Origin of the sequence: Arthrobacter sp. V1I9, from assembly GCF_030817075.1 — a bacterium.
In the GTDB taxonomy this organism is placed as follows: Bacteria; Actinomycetota; Actinomycetes; order Actinomycetales; family Micrococcaceae; genus Arthrobacter.
Genome location: NZ_JAUSYU010000001.1, coordinates 1,602,629 through 1,620,969, shown reverse-complemented (window position 1 = coordinate 1,620,969; position 18,341 = coordinate 1,602,629). Strand labels below are relative to the sequence as shown.

Annotated in this window: 17 protein-coding genes, 1 tRNA gene and 1 other RNA gene; 9 read left to right on the top strand and 10 right to left on the bottom strand. The window is 65.2% G+C overall.

What is annotated here, in order from left to right:
- Positions 1-162 precede the first annotated feature (162 nt).
- Positions 163-1,392, bottom strand: a complete 1,230-nt coding sequence (locus QFZ70_RS07755) for an ROK family protein (RefSeq protein ID WP_307094810.1) — start codon at positions 1,390-1,392, stop codon at positions 163-165.
- Between the two features lie 138 nt (positions 1,393-1,530).
- Between QFZ70_RS07755 and xylA the strand changes: the two genes are divergently transcribed.
- Positions 1,531-2,718, top strand: coding sequence for a xylose isomerase (xylA, locus tag QFZ70_RS07750; RefSeq protein WP_307094809.1), 1,188 nt, complete (start codon positions 1,531-1,533; stop codon positions 2,716-2,718).
- A 2-nt stretch (positions 2,719-2,720) separates the two neighbouring features.
- Positions 2,721-4,139, top strand: a complete 1,419-nt coding sequence (xylB, locus tag QFZ70_RS07745; RefSeq protein ID WP_307094808.1) for a xylulokinase — start codon at positions 2,721-2,723, stop codon at positions 4,137-4,139.
- Positions 4,140-4,257: 118 nt separating this feature from the next.
- On the opposite strand, the gene QFZ70_RS07740 is transcribed toward xylB, so the two are convergent.
- From QFZ70_RS07740 to QFZ70_RS07730, 3 genes are read right to left on the bottom strand one after another with little or no spacing between them, the layout of a single operon-like run.
- Positions 4,258-5,097 carry a sugar phosphate isomerase/epimerase gene (locus tag QFZ70_RS07740; RefSeq protein WP_307094807.1) on the bottom strand — a complete coding sequence of 280 codons (840 nt, stop codon included), beginning with the start codon at positions 5,095-5,097 and terminating at the stop codon, positions 4,258-4,260.
- Positions 5,094-6,308 (bottom strand): dihydrodipicolinate synthase family protein, encoded by a 1,215-nt coding sequence (locus QFZ70_RS07735; RefSeq protein ID WP_307094806.1) that lies wholly within the window; start codon positions 6,306-6,308, stop codon positions 5,094-5,096. The genes QFZ70_RS07740 and QFZ70_RS07735 overlap by 4 nt, the downstream gene beginning before the upstream one ends.
- The gene (locus QFZ70_RS07730) at positions 6,308-7,477 is read right to left on the bottom strand and encodes a Gfo/Idh/MocA family protein (protein ID WP_307094805.1); all 1,170 of its coding nucleotides are present in this window, start codon (positions 7,475-7,477) and stop codon (positions 6,308-6,310) included. The genes QFZ70_RS07735 and QFZ70_RS07730 overlap by 1 nt, the downstream gene beginning before the upstream one ends.
- Before the next feature lie 173 nt (positions 7,478-7,650).
- Between QFZ70_RS07730 and QFZ70_RS07725 the strand changes: the two genes are divergently transcribed.
- From QFZ70_RS07725 to QFZ70_RS07715, 3 genes are read left to right on the top strand one after another with little or no spacing between them, the layout of a single operon-like run.
- Entirely contained in the window at positions 7,651-8,805 is a 1,155-nt protein-coding gene (locus tag QFZ70_RS07725) for a LacI family DNA-binding transcriptional regulator (RefSeq protein ID WP_307094804.1), read from the top strand.
- Positions 8,806-8,807: 2 nt separating this feature from the next.
- A complete protein-coding gene (locus QFZ70_RS07720; protein WP_307094803.1) occupies positions 8,808-9,557 on the top strand; it encodes an alpha/beta hydrolase in 750 nt (249 codons plus the stop codon).
- An 8-nt stretch (positions 9,558-9,565) separates the two neighbouring features.
- Entirely contained in the window at positions 9,566-10,249 is a 684-nt protein-coding gene (locus tag QFZ70_RS07715) for a DNA alkylation repair protein (protein WP_307094802.1), read from the top strand.
- On the opposite strand, the gene mptB is transcribed toward QFZ70_RS07715, so the two are convergent.
- A complete protein-coding gene (mptB, locus tag QFZ70_RS07710) occupies positions 10,203-11,798 on the bottom strand; it encodes a polyprenol phosphomannose-dependent alpha 1,6 mannosyltransferase MptB (protein ID WP_307094801.1) in 1,596 nt (531 codons plus the stop codon). The genes QFZ70_RS07715 and mptB overlap by 47 nt on opposite strands.
- A 167-nt stretch (positions 11,799-11,965) precedes the next feature.
- Between mptB and orn the strand changes: the two genes are divergently transcribed.
- From orn to def, 3 genes are all read left to right on the top strand, one after another.
- Positions 11,966-12,595 (top strand): oligoribonuclease, encoded by a 630-nt coding sequence (gene orn / locus QFZ70_RS07705; RefSeq protein WP_307094800.1) that lies wholly within the window; start codon positions 11,966-11,968, stop codon positions 12,593-12,595.
- A 129-nt stretch (positions 12,596-12,724) separates the two neighbouring features.
- Positions 12,725-12,797 (top strand) — tRNA-His (locus tag QFZ70_RS07700).
- A 102-nt stretch (positions 12,798-12,899) separates the two neighbouring features.
- The gene (def, locus tag QFZ70_RS07695; protein ID WP_104045232.1) at positions 12,900-13,472 is read left to right on the top strand and encodes a peptide deformylase; all 573 of its coding nucleotides are present in this window, start codon (positions 12,900-12,902) and stop codon (positions 13,470-13,472) included.
- Between the two features lie 50 nt (positions 13,473-13,522).
- Here the strand turns inward: def and QFZ70_RS07690 are convergent, their stop codons facing one another.
- The 5 genes from QFZ70_RS07690 to rnpB all read right to left on the bottom strand — a co-directional run bounded on the left by QFZ70_RS07690 (position 13,523) and on the right by rnpB (position 17,443).
- A complete protein-coding gene (locus QFZ70_RS07690; protein WP_307094799.1) occupies positions 13,523-14,320 on the bottom strand; it encodes an HNH endonuclease family protein in 798 nt (265 codons plus the stop codon).
- 112 nt (positions 14,321-14,432) lie between these two features.
- Positions 14,433-14,642, bottom strand: a complete 210-nt coding sequence (locus QFZ70_RS07685; protein ID WP_307094798.1) for a hypothetical protein — start codon at positions 14,640-14,642, stop codon at positions 14,433-14,435.
- Positions 14,643-14,718: 76 nt separating this feature from the next.
- A complete protein-coding gene (locus tag QFZ70_RS07680; RefSeq protein WP_307094797.1) occupies positions 14,719-16,197 on the bottom strand; it encodes a glyceraldehyde-3-phosphate dehydrogenase in 1,479 nt (492 codons plus the stop codon).
- Between the two features lie 267 nt (positions 16,198-16,464).
- Complete coding sequence (locus QFZ70_RS07675) at positions 16,465-16,935, bottom strand: TspO/MBR family protein (RefSeq protein ID WP_307094796.1); 471 nt, start codon at positions 16,933-16,935, stop codon at positions 16,465-16,467.
- A gap of 116 nt (positions 16,936-17,051) precedes the next feature.
- Positions 17,052-17,443, bottom strand: an RNA gene (gene rnpB, locus QFZ70_RS07670) — RNase P RNA component class A.
- A gap of 56 nt (positions 17,444-17,499) precedes the next feature.
- Between rnpB and QFZ70_RS07665 the strand changes: the two genes are divergently transcribed.
- On the top strand, positions 17,500-18,264 hold the full coding sequence (locus tag QFZ70_RS07665; protein WP_307094795.1) for a YaaA family protein: 765 nt from the start codon (positions 17,500-17,502) through the stop codon (positions 18,262-18,264).
- The last annotated feature ends 77 nt before the right edge of the window (positions 18,265-18,341 follow it).

Here is an 18,341-nt window from a genome sequence, read left to right as displayed (position 1 = left end):
CGGGGAGGAGAATCGCGACGGCGTACCAGGTCCACCCGACGCGCCACCAGATAAGACGCCGTCCCCAGGCGGCGCGGAAGCCTGCGCGGCCCTCGGTCAGGGCTATGGCGGTAACTGCCGCAGCAAGCGGGCCTATGGTCCTGCGAGTGCTGCCGGCGGACGCTAGGAATGCAGCCGGTGGGGTGCTTCCACGAGGGATCGGACCACGCTGCCGGCGGCCCCCAGCAGGGCGCCGTTTTCACCGGCGGCAGCAATGGTGATGTGCTCGGGCAGGAATTTTCCCGGCGCGTACCTGCTGAGGCTGTCCAGCAACGGCGGGCGCAACCACGGCTCCAGGACGGCGAAGTGTCCGCCGAGGACCACCGCCTTGATGTCCACCACCCGCGACGTGGACGCAACCGCCACGCCCAGGGACCGCCCGGCCCGCTGGACAGCCAGCAGCGAGGCAGGTTCCCCGTTTGTGAGCGCACTTGCTAAGGCGGACATGCTTTCCGATCTCGTTTGCCGCTTGCCTGCTACTCCCGCGGCAGAAAAGATGGCGTCCTGCCCGGCTATCGTCTCCAGGCAGCCGATTCCGCCGCAGGAGCAGGGGCTGCCGTCGGGGTCGACAACGATGTGGCCCACCTCCCCCGCATGGCCCTCGGGGCCGGTGAAGAGTTCCGACTTGATGACCAGTCCGCCACCGACGCCCACCTCGCCGGAAATGAAGAGGAAGTCTTTCCCGCCGGCGGGTCCGCGGGCCAGTTCCGCCAGGGCAGCCGCATTCGCTTCATTGAAGAGGGTGACACCCAACGGCAGGCCGGGGAGCAGACCGGTGACATCAAGCTTTACGTCCCGCCAGCCCAGGTTCGGGGCAGTGATGACAGTTGACCTGCCGTCATCCACGAGTCCGGGAACAGCGAGTCCTCCGCCCAGGATTTCCACGCCTTTCGCCGCGGCCGCCGTCCGCACCTCGGCGGCCAACGCGGAGAGGGCGGTCATCACCGGCGCACTTGCACTGTCCCGATTGTCCCGTTCAAGGATTTCCTGCACCACTACGGCCCCGGACAGATCAGTCACGCCGGCAGCAATGTAGTCGACGTTGATTTCCAAACCCATCACACCGCGCGCCGGATTCATTGCCAGGCCCACTCCCGGCCGGCCCCGCTCCCCCTGGGGGTTCAGGCCGAGTTCACGCAGAATGCCTGCGTCAAGGAGGTCCAGGACGATGCTCGATACCGACGCCTTGGTCAGCCCGGTGGCGGCGGCAATCTGCGCGCGGGTCAGGTGAAAACCAGCTGGAGACTGTGCCACCGTGCCCAGGACGAGGGCAAGGTTGCTCCTGCGCACATCCCCCATGCTGCCCGGCGTGCCGGCGTCGGACGGGGCAGGTGCGGCTGCCGTGTACGCCATGGCCGGTCTCCTTACAGTCGCTGCGGGACCTCTTCTTGATTTCCCTTGCTATTGACCCTAGCCTAATCAATCTTATATAGTTCAAGCAGTAAACTAAGTAGCCTGACCAAGGGCCAAACACTAGTGCAAGGACGCATCATGACTCTTTCCCCCACGCCTGCTGATAAGTTCACGTTCGGTCTTTGGACTGTTGGGTGGACCGGCGCTGACCCGTTCGGTGTTGCCACCCGTGCGGAGCTGGACCCGGTGGAGGCGGTGCACCGGCTGGCCGGGCTCGGCGCGTACGGCATCACGTTCCACGACAACGACCTGATTCCGTTTGACGCCACGGCCTCGGAGCGGGACCTGATCCTGAAGAACTTCAAGGCAGCCCTGGCCGAGACCGGCCTGAAGGTCCCGATGGTCACCACGAACCTGTTCAGCCACCCGGTATTCAAGGACGGCGGGTTTACCTCCAACGACCGGTCCATCCGCCGCTTCGCCTTGTCCAAGGTCCTGCGCAACATCGATTCGGCCGCCGAGTTCGGCGCCGAAACCTTTGTGATGTGGGGCGGACGCGAAGGCAGCGAATATGACGGCTCCAAGGACCTCGCCGCGGCCCTGGACCGGATGCGCGAGGGCGTGGACACCGCCGCCGCCTACATAAAGGACAAGGGCTACAACCTCCGCATCGCCCTCGAACCCAAGCCCAACGAACCCCGCGGCGACATCTTCCTCCCCACCGTCGGCCACGCCCTGGCGTTCATCGCCCAGCTCGAACACGGCGACATCGTGGGCCTGAACCCCGAAACCGGGCACGAGCAGATGGCCGGGCTGAACTTCACCCACGGCATCGCCCAGGCACTCTGGGCCGGGAAGCTCTTCCACATCGACCTCAACGGCCAGCGCGGCATCAAGTACGACCAGGACCTCGTCTTCGGCCACGGCGACCTCACCAGCGCCTTCTTCACCGTTGACCTGCTCGAAAACGGGTTCCCCAACGGCGGACCCCGCTACGAGGGCCCGCGCCACTTCGACTACAAGCCCTCCCGCACCGACGGCTACGACGGCGTCTGGGAATCAGCCAAAGCCAACATGGCCATGTACCTGCTGCTGAAGGAACGCGCCACCGCCTTCCGCGCCGACCCCCAGGTCCAGGAAGCCCTCGCCGCCTCCGGCGTCTTCGAACTCGGCGAAACCACCCTCGCCGCCGGCGAAACCGCCACCGACCTGCTGGCCGACACCACCGCCTTCGAAGCTTTCGACGCTAACAAGGCCGCCGAACGCTCCTTCGCGTTCATCCGCCTCAACCAGCTCGCCCTCGAACACCTCCTCAACGCCGGCTGACCATGGCGCTGGTAGCAGGCATCGACAGCTCTACCCAGTCCTGCAAAGTGGTGATCCGCGATGCGGACACCGGGGCACTGGTGCGCCACGGGCGGGCAAGCCACCCGGAGGGCAGCGAAGTCCACCCGGACCACTGGTGGACTGCCCTTCAGGAAGCAATACAACAGGCCGGCGGCCTGGATGACGTGGCAGCAGTATCCGTCGGGGGCCAGCAGCACGGCATGGTTTGCCTGGACGCTGACGGCCGGGTCATCAGGCCGGCTCTCCTGTGGAACGACACCCGCAGTTCCGGCGCCGCCCTGGAGCTGATCAGGACCGCGGGCGACGGCGATGCTGCTGCCGGTGCCCGCTATTGGGCCGGTGCCACGGGCACCGTCCCGGTGGCATCGCTGACCCTCACGAAGCTGCACTGGCTGGCAGCCAATGAGCCGGAGAACGCCGCGAAGGTGGCAGCCGTCTGCCTGCCGCACGACTGGCTGACGTGGCGGCTCCTGGGCAACGGCGAGGGCAGCGGCCTCGGAAGCCTCGAGGCCCTCACCACGGACCGTTCGGACGCGTCCGGAACGGGCTACTATTCGACGGCGGCCGGTACGTACCTGCCGGAGGTCCTGGCGGCATCGCTCGGGCACGTCCCGCTGTTGCCCGACGTACTGGGTCCGCTGGACGCCGCCGGGAAGACTCCCGCCGGTGCCCTGGTGGCCGCAGGCGCCGGGGACAACGCGGCAGCTGCGCTGGGGGTAGGTGCCGGCGTCGGTGATGTGGTGATGTCGCTGGGTACCTCCGGAACGGTCTTCGCTGTGTCCGGCACTCCTGCCGCCGATCCGTCCGGGCTGGTGGCGGGGTTCGCCGACGCCGCCGGGAATTACCTCCCGCTGGTATGCACCCTGAACGCGACCCGGGTTTTTGACGCCACCGCAGCACTGCTGGACGTCAGCCTGGCGGAGTTCAGCGAGCTGGCGCTGTCAGCCGAAAGCGGCGCCGGCGGTCTGACCCTGGTGCCGTACTTTGATGGCGAGCGCACGCCGAACCTGCCCGACGCCACGGGTTCCCTGCATGGCATCACCCGCGGGAACTACACGCCGGCTAACCTGGCGCGCGCCGCCGTCGAGGGCGTGGTGTGTTCCCTGGCGGATGGACTGGCAGCCCTTCAGGAGCAGGGAGTCGAGGCCAGGCGGATTATCCTGGTGGGCGGCGGAGCCCAGTCAAGGGCGGTACAAGAGGCAGCGGCCCAGCTGCTGGGAATAGAGGTGACCGTGCCTCATCCCGGCGAGTATGTGGCCGACGGCGCCGCCCGCCAGGCCGCCGCGGCACTCACCGGAACATTTCCGCAGTGGGCGCTCGACGCCGTCGGGATCCCCGCCGGGAAGGACGACGGCGGGGTGCTCGCCCGCTACCGCCGGTGTGCTTCGCTGTACGCCTAGGCGTACTTTAGACAGAAGGACCCGGACCGCTCCTGCGGTCCGGGTCCTGCCATGTGGGGCGCAGGCTCCTGGCAGCCATGTTGGGAAAGCGTGGCAGGAGCCCACGGTCTCGATCAGGTCAGGCGTACGGGAGGACGAGCTCCGCGTAGCGCTCCTTCACCGTGGCCAGGACGGTATTGCCGTCCGTGTCCCAGATCTCCTGATTGAAGATTTCGACCTCGATGTCGCCGGTGTACCCGGCGTCGCGCACCCAGGCGCCGATGGTGGCGAAGTCCACCACGCCATCGCCCATGTACCCGCGGGACAGCAGCGGATCAGCGGCGATGGGCATGTTGAAGTCGCACACCTGGTAGGAGGCGATGCGGTTTTCCCGGCCGGCACGTTCAATCTGCGCCTTCAGTTCGGGGTCCCACCAGACGTGGAAAGTATCGACGGCGACACCCACCGTGGATGCGTCGAACGGCGCTGCGAGGTCGAGGGCCTGCCCCAGGGTCGAAATCAGGGCTCGGTCTGCGGCGTACATCGGGTGCAGCGGCTCCAGGACCAGGCGGACGCCGTTTTCCGCGGCGAAGGGAACCAGGTCGGCGAGGCGGTCGGCGACGCGCCGGCGTGCGGCCACTACGTCCTTCTCCCCCGGCGCCAACCCGCCCACCACGAGGAACAATTCCGTCGTGCCAAGGGCCACAGCTTCCAGGATGGCGGCGCGGTTGTCAGCCAGCGCCGCAGCCTGCCCTTCGGCGTCGGCAGCGGTGAGGAACCCACCACGGCACAGGGAGGAGACCCGCAGGCCCGCATCCTTGATCAGGCGGGCTGCCTTGTCCAGGCCGGCTTCCTCCACCCTGTCACGCCAGGGCCCGATGGACGGAATACCGGCGTTGACGCAGCCCTCGACAACCTGGGCGAGGGTCCACTTCTTGGTGGTGGCGCTGTTGATCGCGAGGCGGGAGAAGTCGCTCATACCCCCACCCCGTTGATGCGCAGGTAGTCGGACATCCGAAAGGCGGCGAGTGCCGGGTCCCGGAGCAGTCCGGCCTGGTCTGCCAGTTCGAAGGTCTTGGCAAGGTGGCACACCGAGCGGCCGGAGTGCAGGCCGCCCACCATCTGGAAGCCCTGCTGCTTGCCGTTGAGCCAGGACATAAACGCGATCCCGGTCTTGTAGTAGAACGTGGGGGCGCTGAAGAGGTGCTTGCCCAGGTCCCGGGTGGAGTCCAGGATTTCCCGGGCCCTGGCCGCGTTGCCGGCATCGTAGTTCTGCAGGGCCACTGAAGCTGCCGGGTAGATGGCGGCGAAGATGCCCAGCAAAGCGTCGGAGTGGTGGCTGCCGTCGCCGTCGATCAGTTCGGGGTAATTGAAGTCGTCACCGGTGTAGAGGCGGACGCCTTCGGGCAGGGCAGCGCGGAGGGCAACCTCGTGGCTGGCGTCGAGCAGGGAGACCTTGACGCCGTCCACCTTGGCCGCGTTGTCCTTGATGAGCCCCAGGAACGTCTCGGTAGCCGTTGCGACGTCATCTGAACCCCAGTAGCCGGCGAGGGCGGGATCGAACATGGTGCCGAGCCAGTGCAGGATCACCGGCTGGTCCACTTCCTGCAGCAAGGTGGAGTACACCTTGAGGTAGTCCTCGGGGCCGCCGGCGACTTTGGCAAGCGCACGAGAGGCCATGATGATGACCTTGGGTCCGGCCTCGGTGATCACGGCAATCTGCTCGCGGTATGCCTCGAGGACGGCCTTGAGGCCGTCCTCACCGACGGGAAGGGAGTCGATGTCCAGCTGGTCAGTGCCCGCTCCGCAGGACACGAGGTCACGGACGGTCTTGCCGGCCGTGGCTGCGTTACCGGCGGAAACTACGGAGGCGGCTTCGACGCCGGTGCGCTTGATGAGCTGCTGCGTGGCGGCCCAGTCCAGGCCCATGCCGCGTTGCGCAGTATCCATGGCATCGGCCACGCCAAGGCCATAGGACCACAGCTCATGGCGGTAGGCCATGGTGGCTTCCCAGTCGAGCCTTGCAGGCGCACCGGGAGTGTTGTCTGCCAGGACCTCGGGGATGACGTGGGCTGCCGCGTAGGCGCGGCGGGCTGTCAGCGGGGCGGTGGGGCGGGCCCAGGAGGTAGCGCCCTGAAGCCGGTATTCCCTGGTGCCGCCGTCATGGGAGGGAAGGATAAGGGAGGTCATTAGAGCGTGATCTCCGGGATGTCGATGGTGCGGCGTTCGTCGTTGGACTGTAGGCCCAGCTCGGCAAGCTGGACGCCGCGGGCGGCGGACAGCAGGCCAAAGCGGTGCTCGCGGCCGGCAACGACGTCGCGGAGGAACTCTTCCCACTGCAGCTTGAAGCCGTTGTCCAGCTCAGCGTTGGCGGGCACTTCCTGCCACTGGTCGCGGAAGGACTCGGTGACGGGCAGGTCCGGGTTCCAGACCGGCTTGGGGGTGTGGGCCCGCTGCTGGGCAACGCACTTGTTCAGCCCGGCAACGGCGGAGCCGTGTGTGCCGTCGATCTGGAATTCCACCAGCTCGTCGCGGTAGACGCGGACGGCCCAGGAGGAGTTGATCTGCCCGATGACCTGCTCGCCGGCCGGGGTCTCGAGCTCGAAGATGCCGTAGGAGGCGTCGTCGGCCGTGGCCGCGTATTCCTTGCCTGCTTCGTCCCAGCGGGCGGGGATGTGGGTGGCGGTCTTGGCGTTGACGCTCTTGACCTTGCCGATGATGCCCTCAAGGACGTAGTTCCAGTGGCAGAACATGTCAGTGGTCATTCCACCGCCGTCTTCCTTGCGGTAGTTCCAGGACGGGCGCTGCGCAGCCTGGACGTCGCCTTCGAAAACCCAATAGCCGAATTCGCCGCGGATGGAGAGGATGCGGCCGAAGAAGCCTTCGTCCACCAGGCGGCGGAGCTTGACCAGGCCGGGCAGGTACAGCTTGTCGTGGACAACGCCCGCGGTCACGCCGGCTTCCTTTCCGATGCGGGCCAGCTCGATGGCTTCCTCGAGGGTCTCCGCCGTCGGCTTCTCCGTGAAGATGTGCTTGCCGGCGAGCATGGCCTTCTTGAGGGTGGCGGCGCGGAGGCTGGTCATGGAGGCGTCAAAGACAATGTCGACCGTGGGATCGTTGATTACGGCGTCAAGGTCGGTGCTCCACTCGGCCACCTTGTGCTTTTCGGCGAGTTCCCGGATCTTGGCTTCGTTGCGGCCCACCAGGATGGGCTCAACCTGGATGCGGGTGCCGTCCTCCAGGGTGAAGCCGCCGGCGTCCCGGATGGGAAGGATGGAGCGCAGCAGGTGCTGGCGGTAGCCCATCCGGCCGGTGATGCCATTCATGGCGATACGGATCGTTTTTGTTTCGAAGCCCATGTGTCCTCCACGGTGAGTGAGCAGTATTACTCAAGCTGTTTCGGGAAAGCGCATTCCCACTACGTCAATGATGCACCGGCCGCAGCAAGTTGGCAAGCGCTTTCCGAACGGAACCTATAACTGTCATAATGTGCTTACGCTTATTGACCCTACAAAGCTGACCAGGAGACGCTGTGGCTGCAAGTACCCTTACTGAGGTGGCGCGGCTTGCCGGCGTCTCGCCGGCTACAGCCTCCCGCGTCCTGAACGGCTCCGCCCGCAGGCCCGGCCAGGACATAGCGGACAGGGTCCGGCAGGCCGCCGACTCGCTGGGATACATCCCGAACGCCCAGGCCCAGGGCCTCGCAAAGTCCAGTTCGGGGCTGATCGGCCTGATCGTCCACGACATCGCGGACCCCTACTTCGCCGCTATCGCCCGCGGCGTACAGGAAGCCGCACGGGAGCAGCGCAGGATGGTCCTGCTGGCCACCACCGGCGGAGCTCCGGCAGAGGAAAAGGAAGCAGTCGCTGCATTCGCCGCCCGCCGGGCCGATTCAATCGTGATTGCCGGCTCACGCTCTGCCCAGCCGGAGAACCGGGAAGGCAACGCTGAGCTGGCCGCCGAACTGGACAGGTACTGCCGCAACGGCGGCCGGGTGGCGGTAGTGGGCCACCCCGTGGTGGGCGCGGAGGCGCCGGAGGGCTACTACGTGGTGGCCGTGCCGAACCAGGAACTGGCCGCAGCGCTGGCGGGCAGACTCGCTTCGCGCTGGGACGGTGACTTTGTGATCGTCGGCGGACCCGAGGGACTTTTCACTTCCGATGACCGGGTCCGCGGCTTCCAGGAGGGCCTCGCTGCCGCCGGGCGGGAACCTGCAGACATCCTTCGAACCACCTTCAACCGCGCCGGCGGCTACGCGGCCGGCCTTAAACTTGCCTGCCTGATCAAGGCACGCCAGGAGGAGGCGCCGGGAGGGCCCGGCGGCAGGAAGCTGTGCATCTTTGCCGTCAACGACGTGATGGCCATAGGTGCCGCCGCCGCACTGCGTTCAGAGGGGCTCCGCATTCCGCGCGATGCCATCATCGCCGGATTTGATGACATCGAAACGCTCCGTGACTTCCGCCCGGCGCTTTCCACGGTCCGCCTGCCGCTCGAAGAGATTGGGCGCGTCGCCACCCGCGCAACGGCTCCGGGAACTGCTTCCGCCGGGGAAGGACCGGACGGCGCAGAACCCAGCGTTTCAGGAATCAGCGGCGAAGATACGGAAAAGGCAGGGGTGGGCGGCGCGGGGCAGCATCCGATCACCGGCGAAGTTACGCTTCGGCGCAGCACCGAGACGGCTGCCTGATTGTGGCGCCCCGTCTGACCGCGGTCCCGTCCCGTACAGCCGGTCCCGGAGACCGGCCCGCGGTCCTGGTCCTCCCCGGAGGTGGTTACGCCCGGCAGGCCGACCATGAGGCGGAGCCTGTTGCCGAATGGCTCGCCGGCCTGGGCATTCACGCTTTTGTCCTGCGGTACCGGGTTGCGCCGGACCGGCACCCGGCGCCGCTCGAGGATGCAAAGCAGGCCATGCTCCACATCCGCAGCGGTGCGCACGGCCTTGCGGTTGACCACGGACGCGTGGGGGTACTGGGCTTCTCCGCAGGCGGACACCTTGCAGCGACGCTCTCCACCGCGGTGGCTACCGGCAGCCCTGACCTCGATGTCCCCCAGGCAGTCCCCGACCTCACCGTGCTGTGCTACCCGGTGGTGTCCTACACCTGGGAGGTGCACCAGGGCTCGGTGGACAACCTCCTGGGCGACGCGCCGCCGTCGGACAAATTGGCGGAACTGTCAGCGGAACAGCAGGCCACCGCCGAAACGCCGCCGGCATTCCTTTGGCACACCGCCGACGACGCCGCCGTACCGGTGAGCCACAGTCTGGGCTACGCAGGCGCACTGCTCAGGGCAGGCGTTTCCGCTGAGCTGCACGTCTTCCCCAACGGACGCTACGGGCTGGGCCTTGCCGACGGCGAGCCCGGGCCCGATCAGTGGAGCTCGCTGTGTGCAGCCTGGCTGGATCGTGCGGGCTGGACGCAACCCGCGCCGGGACCCTTCTGACCCTCACCATGGTTAACCGGGAAGCGCTGGAGGCGATTCGCGCCGGGCTGCGTGAACTGGCCGACCCGGCGCGTTCCGCCGGCGCCCAGGCCTACATGAAATCGGCCATGCCGTCCCTGGGCGCACGGGTGCCGGAGGTGCGGCAGTTGGCCGTGGCGGCGGTTGCCCGGTATCCGTTTGGGTCTGCTGGCCAACTGCGGGAAAGTGTGCTGGAACTGTGGCGCACCGCGGAGTTCCGCGAGGAGCGGTATGCGGCCATCGATCTCACCGGCGGCAAACTGGTAGCTTCAGACCTGAACATGCTCCCGGTTTATGAGGAGATCATCCGCCAGGGAGCCTGGTGGGACTTCGCTGACGGCGTTGCCGGGCGCATCTGCGCACTCCTCCAGGCACACCGAGCAGAAATGTCAGCAGTCATTCTGCGCTGGAGCAGTGACCCCGACTTTTGGGTCCGGCGGGCTTCGATCACCGCGCAGCTTAAGGCAAAAGCGGACACCGACACAGAGCTCCTGGGCCGCGTGATCGAGGCGAACCTTCCCGACTCAGAGTTCTTCATCAGGAAAGCGATCGGCTGGGCCCTGCGGGAGTACGCGAAGACAGCGCCGGACTGGGTGGCGGCTTTTGTTGCCGCACACGAGGACAGAATCAGCCCGCTGTCCCGCCGGGAGGCGCTGAAGAACCTGGCAAAATGACGGGCCGTTCCACCACCGGTTCAGGACTCTTCCGGAAAAGGCTCCTCGTGCGGGGATCCCAGAAAATCAGGTAGAGGCCGAACAGCAGGCCGGTAACGGCAGCGGCGACCCTTGCCAGCACCAGGGCCAGGCCAAGGTCAGCGGTCTGCAGGTACGGGAAAACCTCCAGCTGGTCGGAAATTGCGTAGATCATAAAGAACGGAACTACAAAGTAGAGTGCCTTGACCTGCCAGTCGTTCCGGATGCCGGTTACGGCAAACAACGGAATGAGCCACACCACATACCAGGACTGGATCATGGGTGCCAGCACCACAATCGCCGCGAATGCAAGCGTCAGTCGGCGGATCAGGCGGTCGTGCTCACCCCTGAAGATCAGCCAGGCGACGATGCCCACCGCCAGCAGCTTCCCGGCGTCGAACACCCAGCCGGCGAGGATCCAGCCGTCCAGCCCGAACGAGTTGGCCAGCGAGGCGACCACCAGTCCGATCAGCCCCACCGGCGCGTACCAGATGAAGATGCTGCCCGGGGCCGAGAGCCCGTTGATCCAGCCGAATCCGAAACCGTTAACCAGACTCATAAGAACCAGAAGCCCCAGGCTCAACGCTGCCGTCAGGGCCCAGTAGGAGAACTTGCGCAGCCAGCCTGCGTTCTTGCCGGCCCAGAGCAGCCCGATGAAGGGCAGGAAAACTATCGTGATGGGCTTGACGGCGATCGAGAGCGTGACCAGGACGATGCCCCGGACCACGCGGTGGGTCGCTGAGTAGTAGAGACCGGCAAGGGCCAGTCCAATCATGAGGGCATCGTTGTGGACGCTGGCGATGAAGTTGGTCAGGAAAAGGGGGTTGGCCGCCGTCAGCCACAAGGCGCGGTTTGGGTTGACCCCGTGCAGTTCGGCAAGTTTGGGTACATGAATCACGCAGAGGACCACCCCGGCAAGCGCCACCAGCCGGAACAGCATCACGCTGGCTTCAGGCTGGACGTTGGTGGCCCACACGATGAACTGTTCGATCCACAGGAACAACTGTCCGTACGGAACAGGGGCCTCGGTCCACATTTTGTCCGCGCCCAGCTGGAAGTAGTTGGATAACGCAGAAATGCCGTTCTCGTACGGGTTGAAGCCCTCCACCATCAGGCGGCCCTGGCCGATGTAGGCATAGACGTCGCGGCTGAACAGCGGCACGCTGAACATCATGGGCAGCCCCCAGGCGACCACAGCCATCAGCGTGGCCTTTCGGGCTTCTTCTCCCCAGATGCGGACACGCTGGCCCAGCCGGAGCCAGGCGCGGACCAGGAGCATCCCGCCGACGGCCAGCAGAACGATGGACAGGGCCACGCCCGCCGCTTCTGCCCGCATCCAGATGAACAGCGGCATCCGGCGGAGTTCCGAGACAGGGGCCAGCCAGCCCACTCCCAGGGAGCCAATCAGCATAAACATCGAGCCCGCGAATCCGGCCAGAAGCGGTGAGCGGGGATTGTCCACTTCAGCCCCCACCGCTGCAGCAGCGTCCGCGGACGCCAGTTCCCTGGCTGCAGGCACAGGCGCCGTCATCTCAGGATCGTCCAATCTCTTGGGTCTGCGCTCTTGGGTTTGCGCGGTTCTGCCCGGCGGGCTGCGTGGCCGGCCAGAGCGGTTACAACGACAGCAATTTGTCCCGCCGCGTACCCGAAATCCTAGCACCGGCAGGTAGCCGGGAGGTGTAACGGTAGGCTGGTCCGGTGCCTATATCTAACGAACGCATCGTCTGGATCGACTGTGAAATGACCGGTCTGGACATCAAGAATGACGCCTTGATCGAGGTGGCAGCCCTGGTGACGGACTCCGAACTGAACATCCTCGGAGACGGGGTGGACGTAGTGATAAAACCCGACGATGCCGCCCTGGCCCAAATGAACGACTTCGTCCGGGACATGCACACCAAGTCGGGGCTACTCAAGGAACTCCCTCACGGCATCACGATGGCCGAAGCAGAGGCAGCAGTCATGGAGTACATCGAGAAATGGGTGCCGGACCCCCGCAAGGCACCCCTGGGAGGCAACTCGGTGGGCACCGACCGTATGTTCCTTTCGCGCGACATGCCGTCCGTGGTGGAGCACCTGCATTACCGCGTGATTGACGTGAGCACCATCAAGGAGCTCTCCCGCCGCTGGTTCGCCAGGGCCTACTTCCAGTCGCCCGCCAAGAAGGGTGGCCACCGGGCCCTGGGAGACATCAAGGATTCCATCGATGAGCTCCGCTACTACCGCGAAGCCGTGTTTGTTCCGACGCCGGGCCCGGACAGCGCCACAGCCCAGCAAATCGCAAGGCGCATCGCCGCGGCCGGCGATGTGCAGCAGCCAAAAGAGTAATCTGCGCCACGTTTGCAGAAAATTTCGGTGAAATCAGCAAAAGTGGACGAAGCACCCCTCAAGAGCAGGTAAGCTATTTGAGTTGCCTTTCCAGAGAGCCGGTTCGCCGGTAATTTTGCAGGGCGCATGGTGGGCTTAGCTCAGTTGGCAGAGCGCCTGGTTGTGGTCCAGGAGGTCGCGGGTTCAACCCCCGTAGCTCACCCTCACAGGATGGTATTGACAGCCGTCCAGCAAGGAGGCCGCACCGGATTATCCGGTGCGGCCTCCTTTCTTTTGCACAAAGATAACGCCGAAGGACCGTGAGATGACTGTTCTGCCAATCACCATTTGGGGAGAGCCCGTCCTGCACCGCAGGGCAACCGAGGTGGAAGTGTTCGACGACGAATTGCGGACCCTTATCGCCGACATGTTCGAAACGAACGACGCAGCCAACGGCGTGGGCCTCGCGGCCCCGCAAGTGGGGGTTGGCAAGCGGATTTTTGTCTACAAGTACGCCAATGACGACGGCGCTCCCCCCACTGGCGTGCTGGTTAACCCGGTCCTCACCCTGTCGAAAATTTCCGGGGCTGTCCCCGACCCTGACGAGGAAGAGGAAGGCTGCCTGTCCTTCCCCAGCGGGCAGTACCCGCTGAAGCGCGCCGAATGGGCCCGGGTGGAGGGCTTTGACGGCTTCGGGCAGCCGGTGAAGTTCGAGGCGACGGGATGGTTCGCCCGCGTACTCCAGCATGAGTACGACCACCTTGACGGCAAGCTCTATGTCAACCGGCTGATGGACCGCTACGCGCGCAAGGCCATGAAGCAGGCTAAGAAAAACGGCTGGGGCGTTCCGGGGCTGACGTGGATGCCGGGTGTGGACCCGGATCCCTTCGGCCACTAAACCCGACGATGGCACGAGACTGGCTGCCTCATGCGGCAGCGACGCGAAGGTCAGTTGGCTGAGATGGTCCACTGGTCCGGGCAGGACCCAAGTACGCGTTTCATGGCGTCCTTCTCCGCCTCGGTGACCCATAGTCCATAGGCGGCCTTGACGGAGATTTGGCGGGCCACGTAGTGGCAGCGGATTGACTTGTTTTTGGGGAGCCAGGTAGCGGCATCGCCCGCGCCTTTCTGGCCATTGACCGGCCCATCCGCAGCAATGAGGTTCAGCGGATCGTTGGCAAGGCGCTGACGCTGGACCGCTGTGAGTGCCTGGGCACCTTTCTGCCACGCGTCCGCCAAGGGAACCACGTGGTCTATCTGGACCGCCCGGCTGCCCTCGGAGCCCCTGCGGAAGTCCATGAACTGTCCGAGGTAGGGCTCATGGAAGGAACCCGCAGCCACCCGGCACTTGGAGCCCTCGATAAAAACCACGCCGGTGAGGTCACGCCGCAGGATGTCGTTGCGGGTATCGCAGCCGTTGCGGTCGACGTCCTGCCAAGCCTGTCCGAAAGCCTCACGGTCGTAGTTATCCTTGGCAGCCCGTCCCTTCACGGCAATTCCGTCCAGCGCGGAGAGGGCAGTGCCTGAAGGCACCGGATGCACCGGCACAACGGGCTTCATCCACGCGGGATCGAAAACGGGAGCTTCCGTAGGCCCGGAGGCGGTGGGCTCTGCTACCGCAAACTGGCCGGCGGTAAAAAACCAAAACAGCGCACCCAGTGCGGAAACGGCAGCAACCGCCAGGATCCCCCACGCCTGCCGTGAACGACGGCGGGCGCGCCGGTACGCGGACCAGCTCACGGTCATGGTGTTCCTGGCCTTCCGGTAACGTCATGCACCAGAAGAGCCTAGGACAGCCGCCTGTCATTCCCGCCGATATCCACACTGTGGAGGGCGGGTCGAAGGTTGAACCGGGGAGCTATTGCTCCCGCATCACCCGCCGGAGGTCCTCCTCGGCGATGGCCAGGAGTCCCTCAAGCTGCCGCACCCGGTCTTGGGAGACGTCGCCCGTCTGGTAGCCCGCGCGGGCACCCTCAAGCAGCCGGACGGCTTCCTTGTGGTTGGCCTTTGCCACGTCCAAGGCGTGTTCCAGGGTGGTTTCGTGCTGGAGCGTCGAATCTTTATCCATGGCACAAGTGTGGTCCCGTTTCCCGGCTGATTCCAGCGAAATCAGCCGGGAAATCCGGAAGGGACCGGTGTTGGGGTCAGACCGAAATTGCGGCCAGGGCGGAAGCCGTTTCCTTGGCGGGGAAGGACGGCGGGTTCACGCCGGCCATTTCCTCCATAACGCGGACCACCTGGCAGCTGTAACCGAACTCGTTGTCGTACCAGACGTAAAGCACCAGGTTCTTCTCGTTGGAAATCGTTGCGAGGCCGTCAACGATTCCCGCACGGCGGGAGCCGACGAAGTCCGTGGAGACCACCTCGGGTGAGTCAATGTAGTCGATCTGCTTGCGCAGGTCCGAGTGCAGCGACATTTCCCGCAGGTACTCGTTGACCTCGTCCTTGGTGGTCCCGTTTTCCAGGCTCAGGTTCAGGATGGCCAGCGAAACGTCCGGGGTGGGGACGCGGATTGAGCTGCCGGTGAGCTTGCCCAGCAGTTCCGGCAGGGCCTTTGCCACGGCCTTGGCGGCACCGGTCTCGGTGATCACCATGTTGAGCGCTGCCGAACGGCCGCGACGGTCGCCCTTGTGGAAGTTGTCAATCAGGTTCTGGTCGTTCGTGAAGGAGTGGACCGTCTCGACGTGGCCGTGGACTACGCCGAACTTATCGTTGATGGCCTTCAGGACCGGGGTGATGGCGTTGGTGGTGCAGGAGGCCGCGGACACGATCTGGTCGGTGTCCTCAATGGTGCGGTGGTTGATGCCGTGGACGATGTTCTTCAGTTCGCCTTTGCCCGGCGCGGTCAGGAGCACCCGTGCCACGCCCTTGCTCTGCAGGTGCTGGGACAGGCCTTCCGCGTCGCGCCAGCGGCCGGTGTTGTCCACCACCAGGGCGTTGTTGATGCCATAGGCGGTGTAATCGATGGTGGCGGGGTTGTCCGAGTAGATGACCTGCACCTGGACACCGTTGGCGGTGATGGTGTTGGCAGCCTCATCGACGCGGATGGTGCCTTCGAACGAACCGTGCACGGAGTCACGGCGCAACAGGCTTGCGCGCTTGGACAGATCATTGTCCGAGCCCCGGCGCACCACGATGGCACGCAGCCGCAGGCCGTGGCCGCCGCCGGCCTTTTCAATCAGGAGGCGGGCCAGGAGCCGGCCGATGCGGCCAAAGCCGTACAGCACGACGTCGGTGCTGGTCCGGTCGTCGCCGCCGTGCTTGCCCACCACGTCTGCCAGTTCGGCGCGGAGGAATTCCTCCAGGGTGGCGTCGCCGCCCTCTTCCTTGAACTTCTGGTTCAGCCGGGCGATGTCGATCGCTGCCGCGCCGAGCTCCAGCCCCGCCAGGGTGTTCAGGAGCGGAGCGGTTTCCTCCAGCAGCAGTTCGTCCTTGCTCATCCTGCGCGCAAAACGGTGCGCCTTGAGGATGTTCATGGTGGACTTATTGATCAGGCTCCGGCCATGGATGCTGGTCACCACGTTGTTTTCGCGGTACAGCCGGCCGATCACCGGAATCATGGCCTCGGCAAGGGCCTCCCGGCCCATCCACGTATCAAGACAAGAATCTGACGTCTGGCTCACAGAAATACCTTCCTCGGTTCAGCCGCGTACGTCCTCGTACACGAATGTCGGCCACCTGATGATGTCCAGGGGCACCGGCACCTGCGGGATTTGGCCCCCAGGCGCCTGGATGTATGCAAAAGAAAACCGCCGGTTGCGAACGCAACTCCGGCGGAAGAACTCCTGCGTCCGCTATCCATTCTAAATTGGCAGACGGCCCCGGGGATGCCCGGGCTGCGTGAAATCACTCACACAGCAGATTCCCGCCGACCCGCCGGTATGGCCGTGTCAGTTGTGGATGGCGGAATAGAGGTTGAGGCTCGCGGAGAAAACCACCCACGAGAAGTAGGGCAGCACCAGCAGCCCGGCCCCTGTGTGAACCGGCCCGAACTCCAGGATGAGCAGCATCAAAACGGTTGCCAGGGTACAGATGACGGCGAAGGCAATCCACAGCGCAGCGGTGCCCAGAAGGGGGTACAGCGCAAAAAACGTAAACGGCCATGCCAGGTTGAGCAGCAGCTGCAAACCGTAGGTCCTTCGGGCCCGGCCAGCCAGCACGCCCTTGCGCCAGACCAGCCAAGCAGCCGCGCCGTTGCAGCCGTAAAGCGCGATCCACACACTCCGGAACATCCATCCTTCGGGCATCCACGGAGCTTGGGCGGACGTGGCAAACCAGCCGTTGGAATTGAGGATGATCGGGACGGAGGCAAGCATGCACACGGCATATGAAAGGGCAAGGAAACCAACAAGGGCAGCCACTTGCCTGCCCGGGGAAGGAATTCGCCTCGCGGCGTTTCCCGGGGCAGGTTGTCCATCAGTATCAGTGGGCACGGTCCAGCATCCCCAACCCAGCGTCCAAGGTCAAACCGGTTTAGTGGATGGGTTGACCGATACGCCGGGTTCTGTGCTCCCGCTCCGTTGCCAGTGCGGGAGTAGCGGCCATCCATCTACGAACGCCGTTGCCGGCGCCCTCCAGCGGCCTACCCGGACACTCGGGCGGGCAACCCTCAAACGTGTCCTGTCTGGCCTTGCTCCGGGTGGGGTTTACCTAGCCTTCCCGGTCACCCGGGAAGCTGGTGGTCTCTTACACCACCGTTTCACCCTTACCTGGTTCGTGCCGCTTTCAAAACGGCGCGATCCGGGCGGTCTGTTTTCTGTGGCACTGGCCTGCGGGTTACCCCGAGTGGGCGTTACCCACCACCCTGCCCTGCGGAGCCCGGACGTTCCTCGAGCCACTTGCGTGACGCGCGGCCGCCTGGTCAACCCATCCAGCTCCAGTCTACCGGCGCCCTGCGGCTTTCCCTCCGCCGGTAGGATCGGACGGTGCTGATTCTGCTTCCCCCTTCTGAAGGCAAGACGCCCGCGGTCCGTGGATCTGCCGTCGACTGGCCTTCCCTGAGTTTCCCGCAGCTGAACTCCTACCGGGCAAAGGTGCTGGACGCGCTGGGTACAGTGAGCGCCCACGAGGACGCCCTCGCGTTGCTGGGGGTCGGGGCATCGCTGAAGGACGACGTCGACCGGAACACCCGGCTCCATGCTGAACCTGCGGCTCCGGCGCACCGGATTTATTCAGGGGTGCTTTACGACGCTCTGGGCTACAAAACGCTTACCGCCGCACAGCGACGCAAGGCGGACGGGTCGGTACTCGTCATTTCCGCACTCTGGGGCGCCATCCGTTTCGGCGACAGCGTGCCGGCCTACCGGTTGTCCATGGGAACTGCACTGCCCGACGTCGGCCGCCTCGCCTCATTCTGGAAACCGCAGCTCTCCGAGGCGCTGGCGGAGTTCGTATCCGGGCAGCTGCTGGTGGACTGCCGGTCGAGCACCTATGCGGCAGCGTGGGCTCCCCCGGCTGAGCAAACCGTCAACGTCAATGTTTTTACGGAGGTCAACGGAGTCCGAAAGGTGGTCAGCCATTTCGCCAAGCACACCCGCGGTGAACTGGCGCGTCACCTCATGTCCCGGCGGGGCAAGGCTCCGGAGACGCCGTCGCAGCTCCTCAAGGCCAGCCGTGAAAAGTGGGAGGCCGAGCTAGTGGAGGGTTCAGCGCGGAAACCGCACGCGCTGAACATCATCCTGCCGGGCTAATTTCCCCGCCCCTCCCCCAACTGACTGGCAGTAAGTGTCGCTTTTGACCCTTCAAAACGGCACTGACTGCCAGCTAC